Here is a 17704-nt window from a genome sequence, read left to right on the forward strand (position 1 = left end):
TCAACTATGCCTTACAAAATTATAACAATTCCATTAAAATGAAACAGGAAGCGGGTCAATGTTTAGGGTGTTGCCTAAAAAAATAGGCGATCTGGATTACAAACAGCATTCATTGTTTCAGAAACTCAGATTATTATCTTAATTTTAAATCCTTAATCGGGTTCAGGGATGATAAAAAAAATTGCAATTATATTGTCCTTCTTTGTTTTTGGGGGATGTAGTTCCAATGACAGGGTAAGTAGGGAGGTTTTTGAGGAAGTCAATAAGAGTATGGAAATCAAAAAGGTCAATGAGGCCGATTTGATTAAAGAGGCCTTGAAATGGGGCAATGAAATCTCACAGGAAGCGCAGGAGCAATTGATTGCTGCGCTTCAAAATGCCATTGCTGAAAAAGGAGTCCCTGGAGCCATAGAATTTTGTAATGAGCAGGCATTTCCGATTTTGGAGGAAATGAGCACAAAGTACAATGTAAACATCCGCAGGGCATCCAATGATTACAGAAACCCCAAGGATAAGCCTTTGGATTACGAGGAAATGATCCTTGATGCTTTTGAATATAATCTTGAAAATGAACTGCCCGTCGAACCTAATATCCAAAAAATTGAAGGTGGAGAGGTGCTCCATTATGCCAAAGTCATTCAAATACCTGGCGCATTATGTTTGAATTGCCATGGAAACCCGGAAACTGAGATAAGTCCAGACACAAGAGAAAAATTGAAAGCACTCTATCCTGAAGACAAGGCAATTGGTCATAAAATCGGGGATTTAAGAGGTATATGGAGCATCAGGATTCCAAGGAAAGAAGTGGTGAAAAGAATGTAATTTACTGTAAACCCAGGCCCACAGCAATGAAATTGATTCTTTTGTTTTTATGTCTTCATACTATATCCTTTGAAAAGGATAATCATTGTCAAAGTCCTTTTGATTTGGCCGGATTTGAAAGCCAAAATCAAATTATGTTCAAATCAGCATCCGAAAATTTGGAGGAAGCTGCAACCTTTTCTGAATTTAGTACAACGGACTTTTCTCAAAAAACAAATCTTTTCGGAACACTAAAATCTGAATTCAAGACTCATCCCATGGGGTTTTTTCCAGGTTGTGGCTCCGAAATGGTCAAGCAGCTCCATGATTTGGGAATAGCTGTAAAATCATATCAGGACTTGAAAGCTGCACTGGAGGAAATAGATGCTTTAATTGGAGAGGTCTTTTGAGGGTTTAGGAAGTTAAAACAATTTTAAATTTACATTTTCTTCTTGGCTGCGAACATCTTAAGTACTTCGACCTAGGGCTGAGGTTTTCCGGAGATCTTAATTGGCCAATTTTTTAATAATCACAAGCAGCAACAATTTGCTTAAATGCATATTTTTTTGTGATAATACTTAAAGCACTTCAAAAGTTCTTTTCATTTAGATGTAATTCCCTTAATTTTCTTTTCTCTATGAAAAAGCTTACAAAACATAAGGCGATAATGAGATTTCCTAAACCTTTTCTTATTGTGTTTTTCCTGACCTTGGGCTTGTTGTTTATTTGGTCCTGGACAGCCGTTTCTTTCAATGATTTCAAACCTTATTCCCAAAAGATCCCTGATACTACTTTGACTTTTGATTTAGTACCTATACCTGGTGGTGTCTTTGAAATGGGCAGTACCAAAGCGAATGACGAAATGCCAGTGCATCAAGTTGAAATATCCCCATTTTGGATGGGAACACATGAGATTACCTGGGATATTTTTGAACTCTTCCTAGATAAAAATTTTGAACTTTCCATTTCCGAAAAACCGCTTTCTTCTCAAGTAGATGGATTGACAAGGCCGAGCATACCGTATTTGGATATGACCTTTGGAATGGGAAAGGAAAACATGCCCGCTATAGGAATGACCCAATATGGAGCGATTCAGTTCTGTAAATGGCTCTATCTTAAGACAGGCATTTTTTACAGACTTCCAACTGAAGCAGAATGGGAATATGCAGCAAAGGCTGGTTCAAATAGCCGCTATTTCTTTGCAGATGACCCTTCCGAACTTGGCAAATATGCTTGGTTTGCCGGGAATTCTAATGGTACTACACAACCGGTCGGGAAAAAGCTTCCCAATCCCTGGGGGCTGTATGACATTTTGGGAAATGTGATGGAATGGACTTCGGACCAATACCAGGATAATGCTTATCAGAGCAGAAAAGAGGGAATAACCAAAGACCCTAAATTCCCTGTCCAAAGCTTATATCCCGGAGCAATTAGAGGAGGTCATTATAAAAGTGAACCCGAGGATCTGAGAACAGCCAAAAGATTCTATTCAAAACCAGATTGGAAGCGCATTGATCCCCAAATCCCTAAAAGCCAATGGTGGTTTCCGGAGGCACCATTTCTTGGACTTAGGGTAGTAAGACCCCTTCATCAACCAAGCCAGGAAGTAATCATGGCCTACTATGATAAAGCTCCAATTGCAGATTACTAATTCCTAATTACCAATACTAATTAACCAATTAACTAACATTCATTTAACCATAAACCTATGAAAAACCCAATCAATAAACCAAGAAGGGACTTTTTGAAAGCATCTGCCCTAGTGACAGGTGGACTCATTATTCAGCCTTTCCACCTACCCGGAGCTTATGCAACAGGTTCTGATGAAATCAAATTGGCTGTAATCGGCTGTGGCGGCAGAGGTACAGGAGCGGTATTCCAGGCATTTGAAACAGGGCATAATATCAAATTGGTAGCCATGGCAGATGCTTTTCGTGATAGGATTGATAAAAGCTATGAGCCCATTTTCAATAAGTATGGAAAAGAAAAAGTTGATGTCCCAGAAGAAAGGAAATTTGTGGGATTTGATGCGTATAAAGAGGCCATCAAACTGGCCGATGTGGTAATTTTGGCAGCACCTCCAGGATTTAGACCAGATCATTTTGAAGAATCGGTCAAGCAGGGTAAGCAGATTTTTATGGAAAAACCTGTTGCTGTTGACGCCATAGGTATTAGAAGAGTGCTTGCTTCAGCTGAAGAAGCTAAAAGGAAAAAGTTGAATGTGGTAGTGGGATTACAGCGGCATTACCAAAGCAATTACAGGGAAACTATCAAGAGAATACATGATGGGGGAGTTGGAGACATTATCGGTGGACAGGTTTATTGGAATGATGGTGGAGTTTGGGTAAATGCCCGTCAGCCTGGACAAACCGAGATGGAATACCAGATGCGAAACTGGTATTACTTCAATTGGCTATGTGGTGACCATATTGTAGAGCAGCATGTACACAATCTGGACGTGGCCAATTGGGTCAAAAACAGTTATCCTGTAAAAGCTTACGGGACCGGAGGTAGACAGGTAAGGACTGGGAAAGATCATGGAGAGATATTCGATCATCACTCCGTAACCTTTACGTATTCCGATGGTACTGTTATCTTCAGTGAATGCAGGCATTTTCCGGGAGCGACCAATAGGGTAGACGAAAGATTCCAAGGAACCAAAGGAAACGCTTACCTAAGTGCTGGTAATCATGGAATTTTGACAGACTGGAAAGGAAAAGAAATATACAACCACAATAGAGAGAACAATCCCAATCCCTATCAAGTAGAACATGATGAACTCTTTGATGCTATTGTAAAAGGTGAATTTAGGTTTGCTGATGCAGAAAATGCGGCAAAAAGTACCATGACTTCCATATTGGGAAGATACGCTACCTATTCCGGAAGAGAAATAACTTGGGATGAAGCACTTAATTCCAATGTGGATCTCATGCCTGAAAGACTTGCTTGGGATGCCAGACCTAAGGTGCTGCCCAATGAAGATGGCTTTTATCCTTATGCAGTTCCTGGGAAAACAAAAGTAATCTGAGCATGGAAAGAAGGAGTTTTATCAAAAACCTAAGTTTGGGCAGTGCACTTGCCTTTACTACAACAGGGAGTACCTTTGGAAAGGTTAAAATGGCCAATAAAGCACAAGCTAGATTTAATCTTGACTATGCCCCTCATTTCGGAATGTTCAAAGGACATAGTGGCGAGGATTTGGTGGATCAGTTAAAATTTATGGCAGATCAAGGATTCCGGTCTTTGGAGGACAATGGCCTATTAGGTAGATCTGTGGAAGATCAGAACCGAATTGGCAAAACTTTAGAGCAATTAGGAATGCGGATGGGGGTATTTGTTGTAGATGGAGGAGATAACTGGAAGATTTCATTGACCACAGGTAAAATAGAATTTATTGATAATTTTGTCAATACCTGTAAGCGTTCTGTGGAAGCAGCCAAAAGGGTCAATGCCAAATGGGCGACAGTTGTACCTGGGTTTTTTGAAAGGAGATTGCCCATAGGAATTCAGACCAGTAATGTCATTGAGGCATTAAAAAGAGGAGCCGAAATTTTTGAACCACATGGTTTGGTGATGGTATTGGAGCCCTTGAGTGATACTCCTGAACTATTCTTAAGGCATTCTGATCAGACTTATGCAATTTGTAAAGCTGTCGACAGTCCTTCATGTAAAATTCTGTATGATATTTACCATATGCAAAGGAATGAAGGAAACTTAATTCTGAATATAGATGCATGCTGGGATGAAATTGCCTATATTCAAATTGGTGACAACCCTGGTAGAAAAGAGCCTGGAACAGGGGAAATCAATTATCTTAATGTTTTCAAACATATTGACAATAAAGGTTATAAAGGGATTTTAGGCATGGAGCATGGTAATGCAGGACCAGGAAAACAAGGTGAAGAAGCTTTGATTGCTGCTTACAGAAAAGTTGATCAATTTAAATAATGAGATTTGTTTATTTTCTTCTATTATTCCTTCTTTTTTCCTGTACCACTAAAGAAAAAAGACTGAAAATTGAAGCACCTAAAGGTTGGGAGGTGATGGGAACACCCGTCTCCTCCTCTTTGAGGGGGCTTTCCCCATTGACTGAAAAGATCATCTGGGCCTCTGGTTCCAAGGGTACTTGGCTTCGAACTTTAGATGGTGGGCAGTCCTGGGACCATGGGGTAATTGCCGGACTGGATTCAGTGGATTTTAGGGATATTGAAGGATTTGATGCTTCTACAGCGGTGGCCATGTCTTCTGGTCAGCCAGCAGTGATTTACAGAACGGAGGATGGTGGGAGAACCTGGTATGAGGTTTTTCGTGGCAGTGAAGCAGATTTTTTTGATGGGATGGCTTTTTATAAGAACAATGGATACGTAATAGGAGATGAAGTAGGGGGTAAATGGAGAATTTTGGTTTCCAAGGATTATGGAAAAAGTTGGGGAGTTTTGGAAACAAGTCCCAAGGCTGAGTCGGGAAGTGGCTCATTCGCAGCAAGTGGGTCAGGTATTATTGCAACTGAAGATCAAATATGGTTTGCCAGTGGCGGCAGGAAAAGCAGTGTATTTAATTCTACAGATGCAGGAATAACCTGGAAGGAATATTCCACTCCTATAATCCAGGGGGAAAGCTCCCAAGGGATATTTTCATTGACAATAGTTGATGATAATATTTTGGTAGCTGTAGGGGGCGATTTCTTGAATCCGGAACTTTCTGATAGGAATGCTGTAATTTCACTTCATAATGGAAGGGCATGGTCTTTGATAACAGGGAATTTTCCTACTGGATACCGTTCCAGTGTTGCCTATTTTCCCCTTCATCATTGGCTGATTTCAGTAGGTCCAAATGGTTCTGATTTTTGCTCCAACTCCGGAATGGATTGGGCCAAATTTTCAAATGAGGGATTCCATGCTGTGGTTTTGGATAAATCTTTCGGCAGTATTTGGGCATCAGGGCCAAATGGCAAGATTGGCCGGTTGGTATATTAAGCAATTGTCGTACTGATTCTTCTGTTTATTTATCTTAATTTTTTTAGTCAATTTGTACATAACCTGTATTCCTTTATTATATTTAATAATTCATAGAGCATAAGGGCTGAACCCTTCCATTTCGTAATTCTCAATAGCTAAATTCTTTAATATGTTTGATTTGATTCCATCCATATGGTTGATTGACGGAAAGTGTGTCCGCTTAAAAAGGGGTGATTTCACCACTCAAGAAGTAATTTCCAATAATCCATTGGAGATTGCACAGGCATTTGAAGATCATGGAATAAGATGGCTTCATTTGGTGGACCTGGATGGGGCAAGAAGAGGAGAACCAAAGAATTACCACATATTAGAGGCCATTGCTGGATATACCAATTTGAAAGTTGATTTTACAGGAGGTGTATCTACAGATGGGGATGTATTGAAATGCTTTGAGTTTGGTGCTTTTTCAATAACAGCTGCTTCTGTAGCAGCTTTGTTTCCAGAGAGATTTTCCCAATGGATCATGTCCTATGGCAGAGAGAAAATCTATATGGCAGCTGATACCAATCCTGCAGATCATAAAATCAAAGTAAGAGGATGGACCAAAAAGACTGAAATTGATCTATTTGACCATATAGAGTATTTCTATGATAGAGGTTTGAAATACATGAAATGTTCAGATGTGACAAGGGATGGGGTAATGGAAGGACCTAATTTTGAACTTTATCAGGAGATAATTGATAAGTTTCCAAATATAAGATTGGCCGCAAGTGGGGGAGTGAGGAATATTGATGATTTCAAGCGGCTCAAAGATATGGGAGTTACTGCTGTCGTTTTTGGAAGGGCTTACTTTGAAGGAATTATCTCATTAAAAGATTTGGACAAATTTATGGCTGAACATGGTCAGGAATAAATAAAGCCACCCATTAGAGTGGCTTTTTCAGTCTAATATTTTACTGCGAATTCAGATAGATCAGGTTTTTGTACTTTTTTCCTTGCCAATTCCAATTGATAAAGGTATTCTCCCAATTCTGCAAAAAATGGGAAAGCGATTTCATTGTATTCATACTGGTTGTCATTAAGGGTTTCATTGTCATTTGTATAAATGATAGCGGATACAAAAAATTCAATTCCATTATCGAAATCTACAAAATAAGATCCATCCAAAAGGTGGCCATAGGCATTTCCTGTTTTATTGAAAATCCTGAATTGGGGAGGAATTGGGTTTGTGTCTGTTCCAAACTTGAAAAATTTGGAATAACTGTCATAATATTCAGGTAATTCATATTTTGGGAAATCACTTTCTCCTGGGAGCATGGACATGTATTTCAATAAAAATTTCCGGTCTTCAGGGCTAATATTAAACCTTTGATGTGGCTCAAAATTTTCAGGAAAAATGATTCTTTCAACTGTACCGTGCAGATCAGAAAGCGCAAATTTGTTTTTATAAGTAAAGTCCATTGCTTTGTTGACCAATTCTCCTTTATTGTAGTGCGCCTTACCAATATAGGGTTGGTCTTGATTCGCATAAATACTTTTAGTTTCCCTTCCCGGTATTGTTAATAGTGTATCTCCATGCTCATTTTTAAAAATAATTGGATTGAAATGCCTGTTTTCAATTTCAGTCATAGGCATACTCAAGCGATGATTAATGACCGTATGTTGCAGCCCCTTTTCTTTCATTTTCCTGTTGATGTAATCTTGGCCCAGTAGTTCATATAATCTGTTGTAAGCGTCATTATCACTCACTAAAAGAATTTTCTTAATGTAATGGCCTATGCTTGGTAGTTTATTGGCGGAGGTACTATCAGAATTGGCGGGTAGCTGAGAACTGCGTATTGAGTCTGTCAGCATGATACTTTCTTTTTGTAGCCCCTCTATTTTTTGTTCATTTAACCATTCTAGGGCAAGTATCGCAACCGGTAATTTCACGGTTGATGCTGGATAAAAGTAAATTTCATCATTCAGCTTGAAATTAAAATCAGTAAAATTGGGTTTTCCGTTCTGGTCACGGTCAATTTGGGTATAGATGATCTGAACCCTGTATTTTGCATGATCCTGTAATACATATCCAAGGATAGGATATTCTTGAGGAATTTTGTCAAATGGTTTGTTAATTTGGGGCCGGCAAGAAATAAATGAAGAAATCACAAGCAAGGTAATCAGCTTGGGTAGGAAATGTATTTTCATAAAATGATGATTATATGTTCTCACCAATGACAAAATGATTCACCTCAAATGCTTTGGGACTGAATTTTTTTTAGGACTGTAAATAACCTATGTAAATCTGCCTCTTCGTGGCTAGCTGTAATGACAATCCTGTTGCTCCAGGGATCGGTTGGTTCCGGATATGGAAATGAGCTTACAATAATTCCTTCTTCCTCAAGCTTACTCACCCATTTTCTTGATTCAAAAGTATAAATAGGGAATCCCACAAGCCCAGCTAATCCCTCAATGCTTCTTAGCAAGGAACTAAAATAGTGTTCGTTTCTATGTAGCTTATCAAAGCTTTCTTTAAGGATTTTTTCAGCTTGGAGAAATGCCCAAATATATCCTTGTGGTGGAGGGGAAGCAGATCTAAAAATTCTTTGATTAGCTATTCCTATTATTGGTGTAATGGAGCCTAACGTTATGCCTGCCGGGATTCCCAATCCTTTGCCTAAAGATCCGGAAACCAAAAGTTCTACTGGGAGGAATTTCCATTTGTTATATGTCCCATATGGGTTTTCACCTACCGATCCAAAGGCATGGCTGTCATCTAATAAAAAAGTATATTGGTGCTTTCGGGATAAGTTTCCAATCCAGGAATAATCATGAATGGCAGGTTTTAATGGATTAACGGCATTACCAAGGATCAATACCCTTTGGGGTTTGAGTAGCTCAGTTGTTTCTTGTACATAAGCCGCCCATTCTTTGAAGGATTGTGAAGTATCCGGCGTAAGTTCATCCGGCAAAATTGCAGGATGAGTATCTGGTGCCATAAAAATATAGTCTGTATTGCCCAAAAGATAATTTAAAGTAGCATATCCAGCTAGGTATCCACTGCTCCAAAGTAAAGCTTTTTCGGCTCCGGCTTTTTCAGCAAAATAATTTTCAAATTGATCGAATATATCAAACCTTACATTGTTGATCCTGCTGAGGCCATGGTTCATTCCCAGTTTTTGGATTCCTTCTATCACTAAAGATTCAAATTCAAAGCTGGCTCCAAGTCCAAGGTAATCTGTACCACTAAAGTACAAGAACTCTTGTTCGCCTCTTTTGATAACCCTTCCTAATTTATGCTGTAATTGGAATAAACTCATTTAAAATTATCTATTGACCAAAATCACAATAAAATCAATCATATAAGCAGTTAATTAATCCAAAGGTTTGGAATTTTCCAATTTTAAAAGCAAAAATTATCGAATATTCTGTTGCCTGCTTAAAATTTGCTTGTATGTATTGCCAAACCTATCTATGACCTCCACCTCTATTTCTGAATTATCTGATTGAGCCTGAAAGAAAAAGAGGTGTGAATTCCTTTGTGCAGTGATCCAAGGATGCTTGGCTCCTTTGTCTCTATTATTGAAAGTTGAAATAGCCAATGGGTCGTAAGTTTCTACTTTTCTAATGCTATTTGAGATTTTACCATTCTCCTTCCAGGTAATCTTCCATTCCGGATCCCAGTTCCAGATATTCAAACAATAATCTTCCGGAAAATCCGGGTGACTTCCCGGAGCATATGCCCTAAACTGTAAATTTTTATCAGCTCCTATGCTTTTATAATACCAGGACAATTTCGAATTGTTTTGATACACACTGTAACCTTTTGGCGTTCCATCGTAACAAATATCAGCCGCCCACCAAGCCCCACTTATCGATGCAGTATTGTGCTCATAGATGTTTTTGTGGAAGATATTCTCATTCCAATGTACATGTCCGGAAATGATATGTGCTTTATAATCTTTTAATATTTCATATAAAGCACCATTGTTGATGACAGACTCCTTATTGAGGTCCCTTCCTTGGTTTAAAATGGCGACCTTAGATTGAGGTGGAATGTGCAAAAACAGGACTATCTCACTTCCTTTTTCTATAAAGGAAAGGTCTTTTTCCAGCCATTGCAATTGTTCCTCGTCCAGGTAACCATAGTATTGTTTGTTTCCCAAAAAGAAAACATCGTTCAATACCACATAGTGTCTATTTCCACGGTTAAAGGAATAATGACTTGGCCCATACTGGTCTGTGAAGGGATATTGGCTTGCAGAATTTGACCTGGCCAATAAGTCAATATCATGATTCCCCAAAACCTGGAAAAAAGGTATTCCTGTTGATTTTATTCCCTGATTATAATATTCAAAAAGATCAAATTCATCAAAAACGAGATCTCCAAGCCCTATTCCAAAGGTGTTGGGATCATTGATATCAGAAACGGTATTTCTGATATCTGTGCAGGACTCAGAGATAAAGGTCTCTGCCTCTTCTTTGGTTTGAATTTGTGGATCTGCAATGGTAATAAAATGATGCTTGGTTTCGGGGAAATTGTTTTTTTGGAGATTGAAATCGAGGGTATTTATTTTTTTTCCAAAATCAAGCTTTCTGAAGAAGTCTACAGATCCGTTTGGAAGAAGATTGAATTTATATCCTGATGGATAGCTAAAATAGACAAAAGGTCTGTCGGTAGGAAATTCAAATTTCCCGGATTTGTCCGAAAGGTAAATGAGTTTTCCATCTGTTATCACCACATTGGCAATACCTTTTCCATTGGAATGAATTCTCCCTTTGACTTCTGTGTAGTTGAGGGTTAATGGGTTTTGAATTTCTCCCATTGATAAGATGGGTAGACTCAATAAACCAGTTGTAATCAGGGTACTGTTATGTAGAAATTTCCTTCTGTTAATATTTTTCATTTTGGAGTGATTTCTTCTTAATTATAGTAAAAAAAAATGGCCCACAAATTTGTGGGCCATTTTTTAAATTCTATTTAGAGATTTATTAGAAGTTATATCTCAATCCAAACTGAAGTCTCCATACGTCAGAAACACCAGCTCTGTCCTGGAATGTTTGGGTGATCAATTGGTTTCCAATATTTCTAAATCTAAATTGAGGGTTACCGTTTGCATCAACACCTGCTGGAACTAAAGGCTGAGTAGATGTAAAGATTCTACCGACACCCCAATCAGAGTTCAACAAGTTTCCTACATTAAGAATATCAACTCTGAATTCAAGGTTTTGCTTATCCTTCTTGGTCAATAAAGTCTGTGATGCAGAGAAGTCAGCTTGGAAAATCATTGGCATGATCACAGCACCTCTTTCAGCTACTCTACCTCTGTTTGCACTAAGGTATTTATCCTGCTGGATGAAGGCTTCCCAAGCAGCTGCTTGCTCGGCAGGTGTGAATGTTCTTCCTGAAGCAGTGAACTGTTGGAATATCATTTCGTTGGTATTGGCATGGATGTAGATCAAGTCATTAGCTGTCCCACCGTCACCATTGAAGTCACCTCCGTATACATATGAAGCATTTCCTTGAGTTCTTCCTTCCCAGAATAGTGAAAATGAAGTTTTACCGAACTCAAACAAATCAGCAGTATAATTCATAGCAATAAAAGCTCTATGCCCCATGAAATTAGAGGAAAATCCAACTCCAGGATTATTGGCATCTCCTGCATGAGGGTTACCATTCCATGAACCGAAAGCTATTGAGCCTGGGTCAACCGTGTTTCTTGATTCACCGTAGCTATAGGCACCTTTTAAATAAAGACCATTTGCAAATGGTTTTTCCAAGGAAACAGAGGCCACCCAAGAATTGCCAACTGCTTGGTTGGTCAATACTACAGCGTTATCAATTTTTTGGTTGATTCTTCTAGCAGGGTTACCACCTACCCATCTAGGTCTTGGATCAGGTCCTGCAAATGTTTGGTTAGCAGGTGCTTGGTTGGCATTGTAATAAGCTACACCGTTTACATCTGAGTTGTAAATAAATTCTCCAGTAGCGATTACACCTCCAGGAAGTCTTTGATCGATAGCGATGTTGGTTCTCCAAATCTGAGGGAATTTGAAATCTGACTCAGTCAAAGCCAATTCGTAGTTAGCAGCCGGTTGGCCTGTTACTTGGGTTGGTTTGTAGAAATCAGGATTTGGATTGAAAGGTCTTGTATTGGTATTGTCCCTTCTTTCAAAACCAGTTAAAATTCCATTGTTACCAACTTGGTTGGAAATCCACACATAAGCAGGACGGCCAGTAAAGATACCGGAACCACCTCGGATCTGAGTTGATCTGTCACCAGAGATATCCCAGTTGAAACCAACTCTTGGAGACCAAAGGATGTTTGGATCAGGGAGTTTGTCAGTTCTGAATCTTACAGATTCACCTGAAGGATTTAAGAAATTAAATCCTTCCACTTCGGTATTTCTAAGCGCAGTTTCTCCAAAGAAAGGAACGTCAATTCTAAGCCCAACAGTGACATTTAGGTCTTTGTTTACTTGATAGTCATTTTGGCCATAGATACCAGCATAATTAACTTTCAAAGGCTGAATTGGCTTCACTTGGCCTGGGATGTTGCTGTATCTTACTTGGAAGATCCTTACATTAGAATTAGGATTTGGAGTTCCACTCAAGAAAGCATTTGCATCGGCATAGAAGTCTTCCAAAGAGTTGTACACATAAGCAGATTGAGAACCTGGGAAGAATACGTTTTCAGACTGATAATTTTCATAAGAGAAACCGGCAGTCCAAGTGCTCTTACCTTTGAAGATCTGCAGGTTGTTCTGGATCTGGAAGGTTTTGTATCTCAGTTCGTTGTTTGGAGTAAATGGTTCGAAACCAAAAGTAGTGTAAACTGCTCCATCTCTGAGAATATCTACAACTGGGAAGAAGTCGCCTCTTGAACCTCTGGACTCATCCTGATAGGTATAACCAATGATAAAGTTATTGGTCATATTGTCTCTCAACCTAGAGTTCAATTCAGCTACTATTGATCGGATATTTTCGAAAATGATGTAATTAGAGTTTTGGAAGTTCAATCCAAGTAAGTTGGATCTTCTATTTCCAAAACCTAAAGAAGAAGAGTTAGACAGTAATACATCCGTGGATGAATCCAAATGATTATACCTTACAGATAGTTTGTTTTTATCATTAATGTTATAATCTAATTTAGCTAAGAATTTTCTTGCATCAGTAGAATTGTCATAATCTTGGAATGGACCTGTCTCATATCCGAAATTATTCCTTAAGAAATTACTTAAATTGGTAAGGTCAGATGCTAAAACTCTTGTTACATTGCCTGCAATGGGTTCGTTACCCGTATTAGCTCTGAAAGTAGTACCAGGCTCAGTTAATTTTTCATTCTCAAATGAACCGAAGAAGAATAATTTGTTTTTGATTATCGGTCCACCAACTCTAAATCCGTATTGTCTATATTTAAAGTCACCAGGATTGAACGCATTTCCTTTCGCTTGGGTACCCACATTGTCAGTGCCCCTCCATAAGTAATATGCAGAACCTGTGAATTCATTGGTACCGGATCTGGTTACGGTGTTTACACCTGCACCTGTGAAGTTACCTTGTCTTACATCGTAAGGAGCAACGTTAACAGAAATCTGATCGATTGCATCTAACGAAATTGGGGATACACCAGTTCTGTCACCTGGTTGTGAACCAAGTCCAAATGAATTGTTAAAATAAGATCCGTCAACAGTTATGTTGTTCAATCTTGAATCTTGGCCTGCAAAGGAATTACCGGAAGCCTGAGGTGCTAGCCTTGTAAAATCAGAAATCCTTCTCGAGATTGTTGGAAGCCTGCTTATTGCTTCATTATCAATTGCAGTAGTGGCACCTGTTCTGTCAGAACTGAATACCGAATTTTTTTCTCCTGTTACCACGATCTCTGACAATTCTGCGCTGTCATCTCTCATGACTACATTCACATTGGCAGCAATACCCAAGCTTAAGAAAATGTTTTCTACTGATTGGGATTCATAGCCAATAAATGAAACTGTAACTGTGTATGGTCCACCTACCCTCATACCAGGAATAGTGTACCTGCCTTCGATATTGGTCACTGCGCCATACCTTGTTCCTGAAGGTACGTGAGTGGCCACCACGTTTGCACCAGGGAGAGTTTCTCCGGAGGTGTCAGTTACCCTACCAGTCATACTGGAGGTAGATACCCCTTGCGAATACGCTACGCTTGATATCAAAACAAGCATAAGAGCCGCAAAAAGATTCTTTAGTAATGGTTGCCTCATAAATTTTGCTTTTTGAATTAGGTTTTTTTTGTTCATTCCCAGTGATTTGGGTACACAAAGGTAGAGGACTTTTGTGTTTAAAGTTTTTAGTGCACATTAATTTTTTAACATTTATTCACATTTTGACTTAACAATTTCTTAACATTGAACAGTGTTTAATGACCCCCTGTTCCCAAAAAATAGTTTGAAAGACAATTTTAGAAGGTTTTGTCCTGCTATTTCCAAACAATAATTTTTATCAATTCTTTAATTTTAAGGAATGGTTAAAAAATTGTTAACAAAAGAGAATAGGTCCAAAGCCAGAAAATTCACATGATCTGGGTTGATGGTTTTTAGTTCAAATCCCTAGAAAAACAAAAGAGGCTGTCTCTCAAAAGGGACAGCCTCTATTTAGAATTAGTTTGGAATTAGTTGAAATTGTATCTCAAGCCAACCTGCATTCTCCACAAACTTCCGATACCATTTGTTGGTCTGAATGTCTCATTGATAATAGTAGTTGTACCTGGATTGGTAGTAATTCTGTATACCGGCTCACCTGCGGCATTTGTACCTCTATAGTTCAGGATAGAAGTCTGCCAAGGGAAGAATGGAACTCCCCAATTAGGATTCAACAAGTTACCAAAGTTCAGGAAGTCAAATCTTGCTTCCAGTTTGTTTTTCTTATCGTTGGTAATATTGATCCTTTGGGCCACGCTTAGATCAAAGGTGTGCACCCAAGGTTGAATACCCTCATTTCTTCCAAATACCCTGCCTCTTGCATTTCTTAAGAATCTATCCTGATCGATGAAAGCATCAAATGCTCTGGCTTGTTCTTCTGCAGTGACAGTTCTTCCAGCTAATGTGAATGGTTGGAAATTTAATTCAGATGCACTGTTTGGTACGTAAACCAATCTTGCCTGGCCATCTCCTATGTTCAACAATGTGTTCAGACCTCCACCGTTGGCAATGGTGTAACTGAATCTACCATTTGGACCACCTTCATAGAATAATGAAATGGTGGTATTTTCTGTAGTATAAGATACAGTAGAGATTATTCTATGTGGCTGATCAAAGTTTGCAAAGCTCAAAGTTGGTTTATTTCTGTTTTCAGCAACCACAGTAGGTACCAAAGACTGTGCTTGAGAACCTCCAGTTGCATCCAAGTCTCTGGCTCTGGACATGGTATATGCAGCCATTATATCGAAACCATTGTTAAAGGATTTTGACAATGAAACTGTTCCTGAAATATAATCAGGATTGGCATCTGCATTGGTCAGGTAGAATACTTGTCTGAAGAATGGATCGCTGGAAGGACCGAAGAAACCTGGGGTAGGTACCCAGATAGGTCTTTGATCTGGGCCATTCCAATTTCTGTCAGGTTCTCTGTTTACAATATTCTGAGCAACTGGCGCAGAAAGATCCCTTGAATAAATAAAGTCAAATGAACCTACAATTCCGAAAGGCAATTGCTTGTCCACTCCGAAGCTGGTTCTCCAAGTCTGAGGTAATCTGAAATTCCTATCAGTCAATGCCAATTCAGTACCTAAAGTTTGACTTGGATTTGTTGGATTGTAAGCAGTTACATCAGGATTGAATATAATTCCCTGATTTATTACCTGCTGTCCCTCAAATCCCTGTATACCTCTGATGACACCAGACCCATTCACTTGGTTGGACAGCCAAACGAAAGGAAGACGTCCGGAGAATACCCCGGTACCACCTCTTAATACAAATGACCTGTCACCATTGACATCATAGTTGAATCCAATTCTTGGTGAAAATAACGGGTTCACTTTAGGGAATACTGAAACGTCAGGAATAAGGGTCTCTCCATTTGGCAAAGTGAAAGTTGTACCTCTTGCTTCCAATAATTCATTTCTTGGTATACTGATTGGGTAGAATGGAAGATCCACTCTCAAGCCTCCGGTAACTTTCAATTTTGAGTTAACTTGATATTCATCTTGAACATAGAAGCCAAGTTGACCAAATCGTGTACGGTCAGTTGGAGGAGTAGTTGATCCATCCAATGCAAAGCTTTTGGCAAAAGCATCAGGGAATACGTTTGGATTTCTATTGATTACAGCGTCAACAAATCTATCGTATCCGATGAATCTATAGTGACCATTGAATACAGGGTTAAAGGCATTGTCGAAAGTAAAGAATTCGAAATTGCCCCCAAATGTATAAGTATGTTTCCCTTTAAATAAGGTGAAATTGTTGGTAATGTTGAAGATTTTATTCTCCAACAAGTTTCCAACTGAGAAAAGCTCGTTACCCAAAGACATGTAATATTGTAATTCACCTGCCTCATTTGGCTCCAAAACCTCGATAAATGGAAAAGCCTGTCCTCCTGGTATACCTCTTTTTGGGTCAGCTATAGATGTATAACCGATGTTCAATTGGTTTGCAGCATTGTTTCCAATTTTAGTGTTCAATTCTGCTGCAATTGTTTCTACCAATCTGTCATTGGTATAGTTGGCATTTCTAAAGTTGATTGCCTCCACACCTGTTCTTGATGTATTGCTGAATACAGAAATATTTCTGGTGGAACTTGCATTGGTAGGTACGTCTTCAAAAGAAGAAAACCTGTTGTATCGGATGAAAAGTTTGTTGTTTTGATTAATGTTATAATCCAATCTAAGGTTTAATCTTGTTTGCTGTGAGCCAAAAGCATATGAATCAGGCTCACCTGGATCATAGCCATAAATTGAAATCATATTTTCTCTCACAAAATTTGCCTGCTCAATAGGAACCCTTGAAATAAACTGACCGTCAGGAGTCTCTCCTGGTCTTCTGGCTCTCCTTAGAATAGAAGGTCTAAGCTCTTCCTCTTCCTCATAATTTGCAAAGAAGAATAATTTGTCTTTAATGATTGGGCCACCCAAACGGAAGCCACGGATTTCGTTTCTAGCATTGTTTTGAGGCACAAAGGTATCTCTAACCCTATTGGCTCTCATTTGATCATTTCTTAAGAAATAATAAACTGAGCCTCTGTAGGTGTTGTCACCAGACCTTGTAACGGCATTTACACCGGCACCTGTAAATCCACCTTGTCTAACATCATATGGCGCTAGGTTTACCTGAATCTCTTCAATTGCATCAATTGAAATCGGGTTACCTCCTGCGAATTGTGAATTCCCAAGTCCGAAATTGTTGTTCAAGATGTTGCCATCCAAAGTGAAGTTATTAAATCTGGAGCTGGTACCCGCAAAGGAGTTGCCATTTGATTGGGGCGTCAATCTGGTAAAGTCGTTAACATTCCTGTTGATGGTTGGAAGGGAATTGATTTTTTCACTTCCTAAGTTTAGACCGGCACCAGTTCTATCAGCATCGAAAATTCCACCTCTTGATGCTGAAATTTCTACAGTTTCCAGATCCATACCATCCGATAAGACCGCATTGATATTGAAATTTTGACCGAGGGCAAGGTTAATACCTTCAAAAACCCTTTCCTCAAAACCCACATAAGATACTGTTACCGTGTAAGGACCGCCAACCCTAACATTTGGGATAAAGAATCGACCCTCAGCATTGGTGACAGCACCATACCGGGTTCCGGAAGGAGTGTGTACCGCTACTACATTGGCGCCTGGTAAAGTTTCACCAGACTTGTCTGCTACCAGACCCTGCATACTTGAAGTCGTAACTCCTTGCGAGAATGCTACACTTGTAGAGAATACAAGTGCAATTACCGCAAAAAGATGCTTAAGTAAATTTTGCCTCATGATTTTCTTGTTATT

The 17704-nt window shown here is 39.1% G+C and carries 12 protein-coding genes; 7 read left to right on the forward strand and 5 right to left on the reverse strand.

Annotation, left to right across the window (positions count from 1 at the left end):
* Nucleotides 1–168: 168 nt before the first annotated feature.
* From CLV48_RS14090 to CLV48_RS14120, 7 genes are all read left to right on the forward strand, one after another.
* The gene (locus tag CLV48_RS14090; RefSeq protein WP_106567942.1) at nucleotides 169–822 is read left to right on the forward strand and encodes a Tll0287-like domain-containing protein; all 654 of its coding nucleotides are present in this window, start codon (nucleotides 169–171) and stop codon (nucleotides 820–822) included.
* A gap of 134 nt (nucleotides 823–956) precedes the next feature.
* The gene (locus CLV48_RS20385; protein ID WP_146140105.1) at nucleotides 957–1211 is read left to right on the forward strand and encodes a hypothetical protein; all 255 of its coding nucleotides are present in this window, start codon (nucleotides 957–959) and stop codon (nucleotides 1209–1211) included.
* Between the two features lie 257 nt (nucleotides 1212–1468).
* On the forward strand, nucleotides 1469–2452 hold the full coding sequence (locus CLV48_RS14100) for a formylglycine-generating enzyme family protein (protein WP_106567944.1): 984 nt from the start codon (nucleotides 1469–1471) through the stop codon (nucleotides 2450–2452).
* Nucleotides 2453–2509: 57 nt separating this feature from the next.
* Nucleotides 2510–3829, forward strand: a complete 1320-nt coding sequence (locus CLV48_RS14105; RefSeq protein WP_106567945.1) for a Gfo/Idh/MocA family protein — start codon at nucleotides 2510–2512, stop codon at nucleotides 3827–3829.
* A 2-nt stretch (nucleotides 3830–3831) separates the two neighbouring features.
* Nucleotides 3832–4749: a hydroxypyruvate isomerase family protein gene (locus CLV48_RS14110; RefSeq protein WP_106567946.1), complete on the forward strand. Its 918-nt coding sequence runs from the start codon at nucleotides 3832–3834 to the stop codon at nucleotides 4747–4749.
* On the forward strand, nucleotides 4749–5777 hold the full coding sequence (locus CLV48_RS14115; RefSeq protein WP_106567947.1) for a WD40/YVTN/BNR-like repeat-containing protein: 1029 nt from the start codon (nucleotides 4749–4751) through the stop codon (nucleotides 5775–5777). The genes CLV48_RS14110 and CLV48_RS14115 overlap by 1 nt, the downstream gene beginning before the upstream one ends.
* Nucleotides 5778–5928: 151 nt before the next feature.
* Nucleotides 5929–6672 carry a 1-(5-phosphoribosyl)-5-[(5-phosphoribosylamino)methylideneamino]imidazole-4-carboxamide isomerase gene (locus CLV48_RS14120; protein WP_106567948.1) on the forward strand — a complete coding sequence of 248 codons (744 nt, stop codon included), beginning with the start codon at nucleotides 5929–5931 and terminating at the stop codon, nucleotides 6670–6672.
* 32 nt (nucleotides 6673–6704) lie between these two features.
* Here the strand turns inward: CLV48_RS14120 and CLV48_RS14125 are convergent, their stop codons facing one another.
* From CLV48_RS14125 to CLV48_RS14145, 5 genes are all read right to left on the reverse strand, one after another.
* A complete protein-coding gene (locus tag CLV48_RS14125; RefSeq protein ID WP_106567949.1) occupies nucleotides 6705–7949 on the reverse strand; it encodes a serine hydrolase in 1245 nt (414 codons plus the stop codon).
* 44 nt (nucleotides 7950–7993) lie between these two features.
* Complete coding sequence (locus CLV48_RS14130) at nucleotides 7994–9061, reverse strand: aminotransferase class I/II-fold pyridoxal phosphate-dependent enzyme (RefSeq protein ID WP_106567950.1); 1068 nt, start codon at nucleotides 9059–9061, stop codon at nucleotides 7994–7996.
* A gap of 96 nt (nucleotides 9062–9157) precedes the next feature.
* Complete coding sequence (locus CLV48_RS14135; protein ID WP_106567951.1) at nucleotides 9158–10648, reverse strand: calcineurin-like phosphoesterase C-terminal domain-containing protein; 1491 nt, start codon at nucleotides 10646–10648, stop codon at nucleotides 9158–9160.
* Between the two features lie 85 nt (nucleotides 10649–10733).
* Nucleotides 10734–13985: a TonB-dependent receptor gene (locus tag CLV48_RS14140; RefSeq protein WP_106568084.1), complete on the reverse strand. Its 3252-nt coding sequence runs from the start codon at nucleotides 13983–13985 to the stop codon at nucleotides 10734–10736.
* Between the two features lie 407 nt (nucleotides 13986–14392).
* Complete coding sequence (locus tag CLV48_RS14145) at nucleotides 14393–17689, reverse strand: TonB-dependent receptor (RefSeq protein WP_106567952.1); 3297 nt, start codon at nucleotides 17687–17689, stop codon at nucleotides 14393–14395.
* Between the last annotated feature and the right edge of the window lie 15 nt (nucleotides 17690–17704).

Source organism: Cecembia rubra (assembly GCF_003014575.1).
In the GTDB taxonomy this organism is placed as follows: domain Bacteria; phylum Bacteroidota; class Bacteroidia; order Cytophagales; family Cyclobacteriaceae; genus Cecembia_A; species Cecembia_A rubra.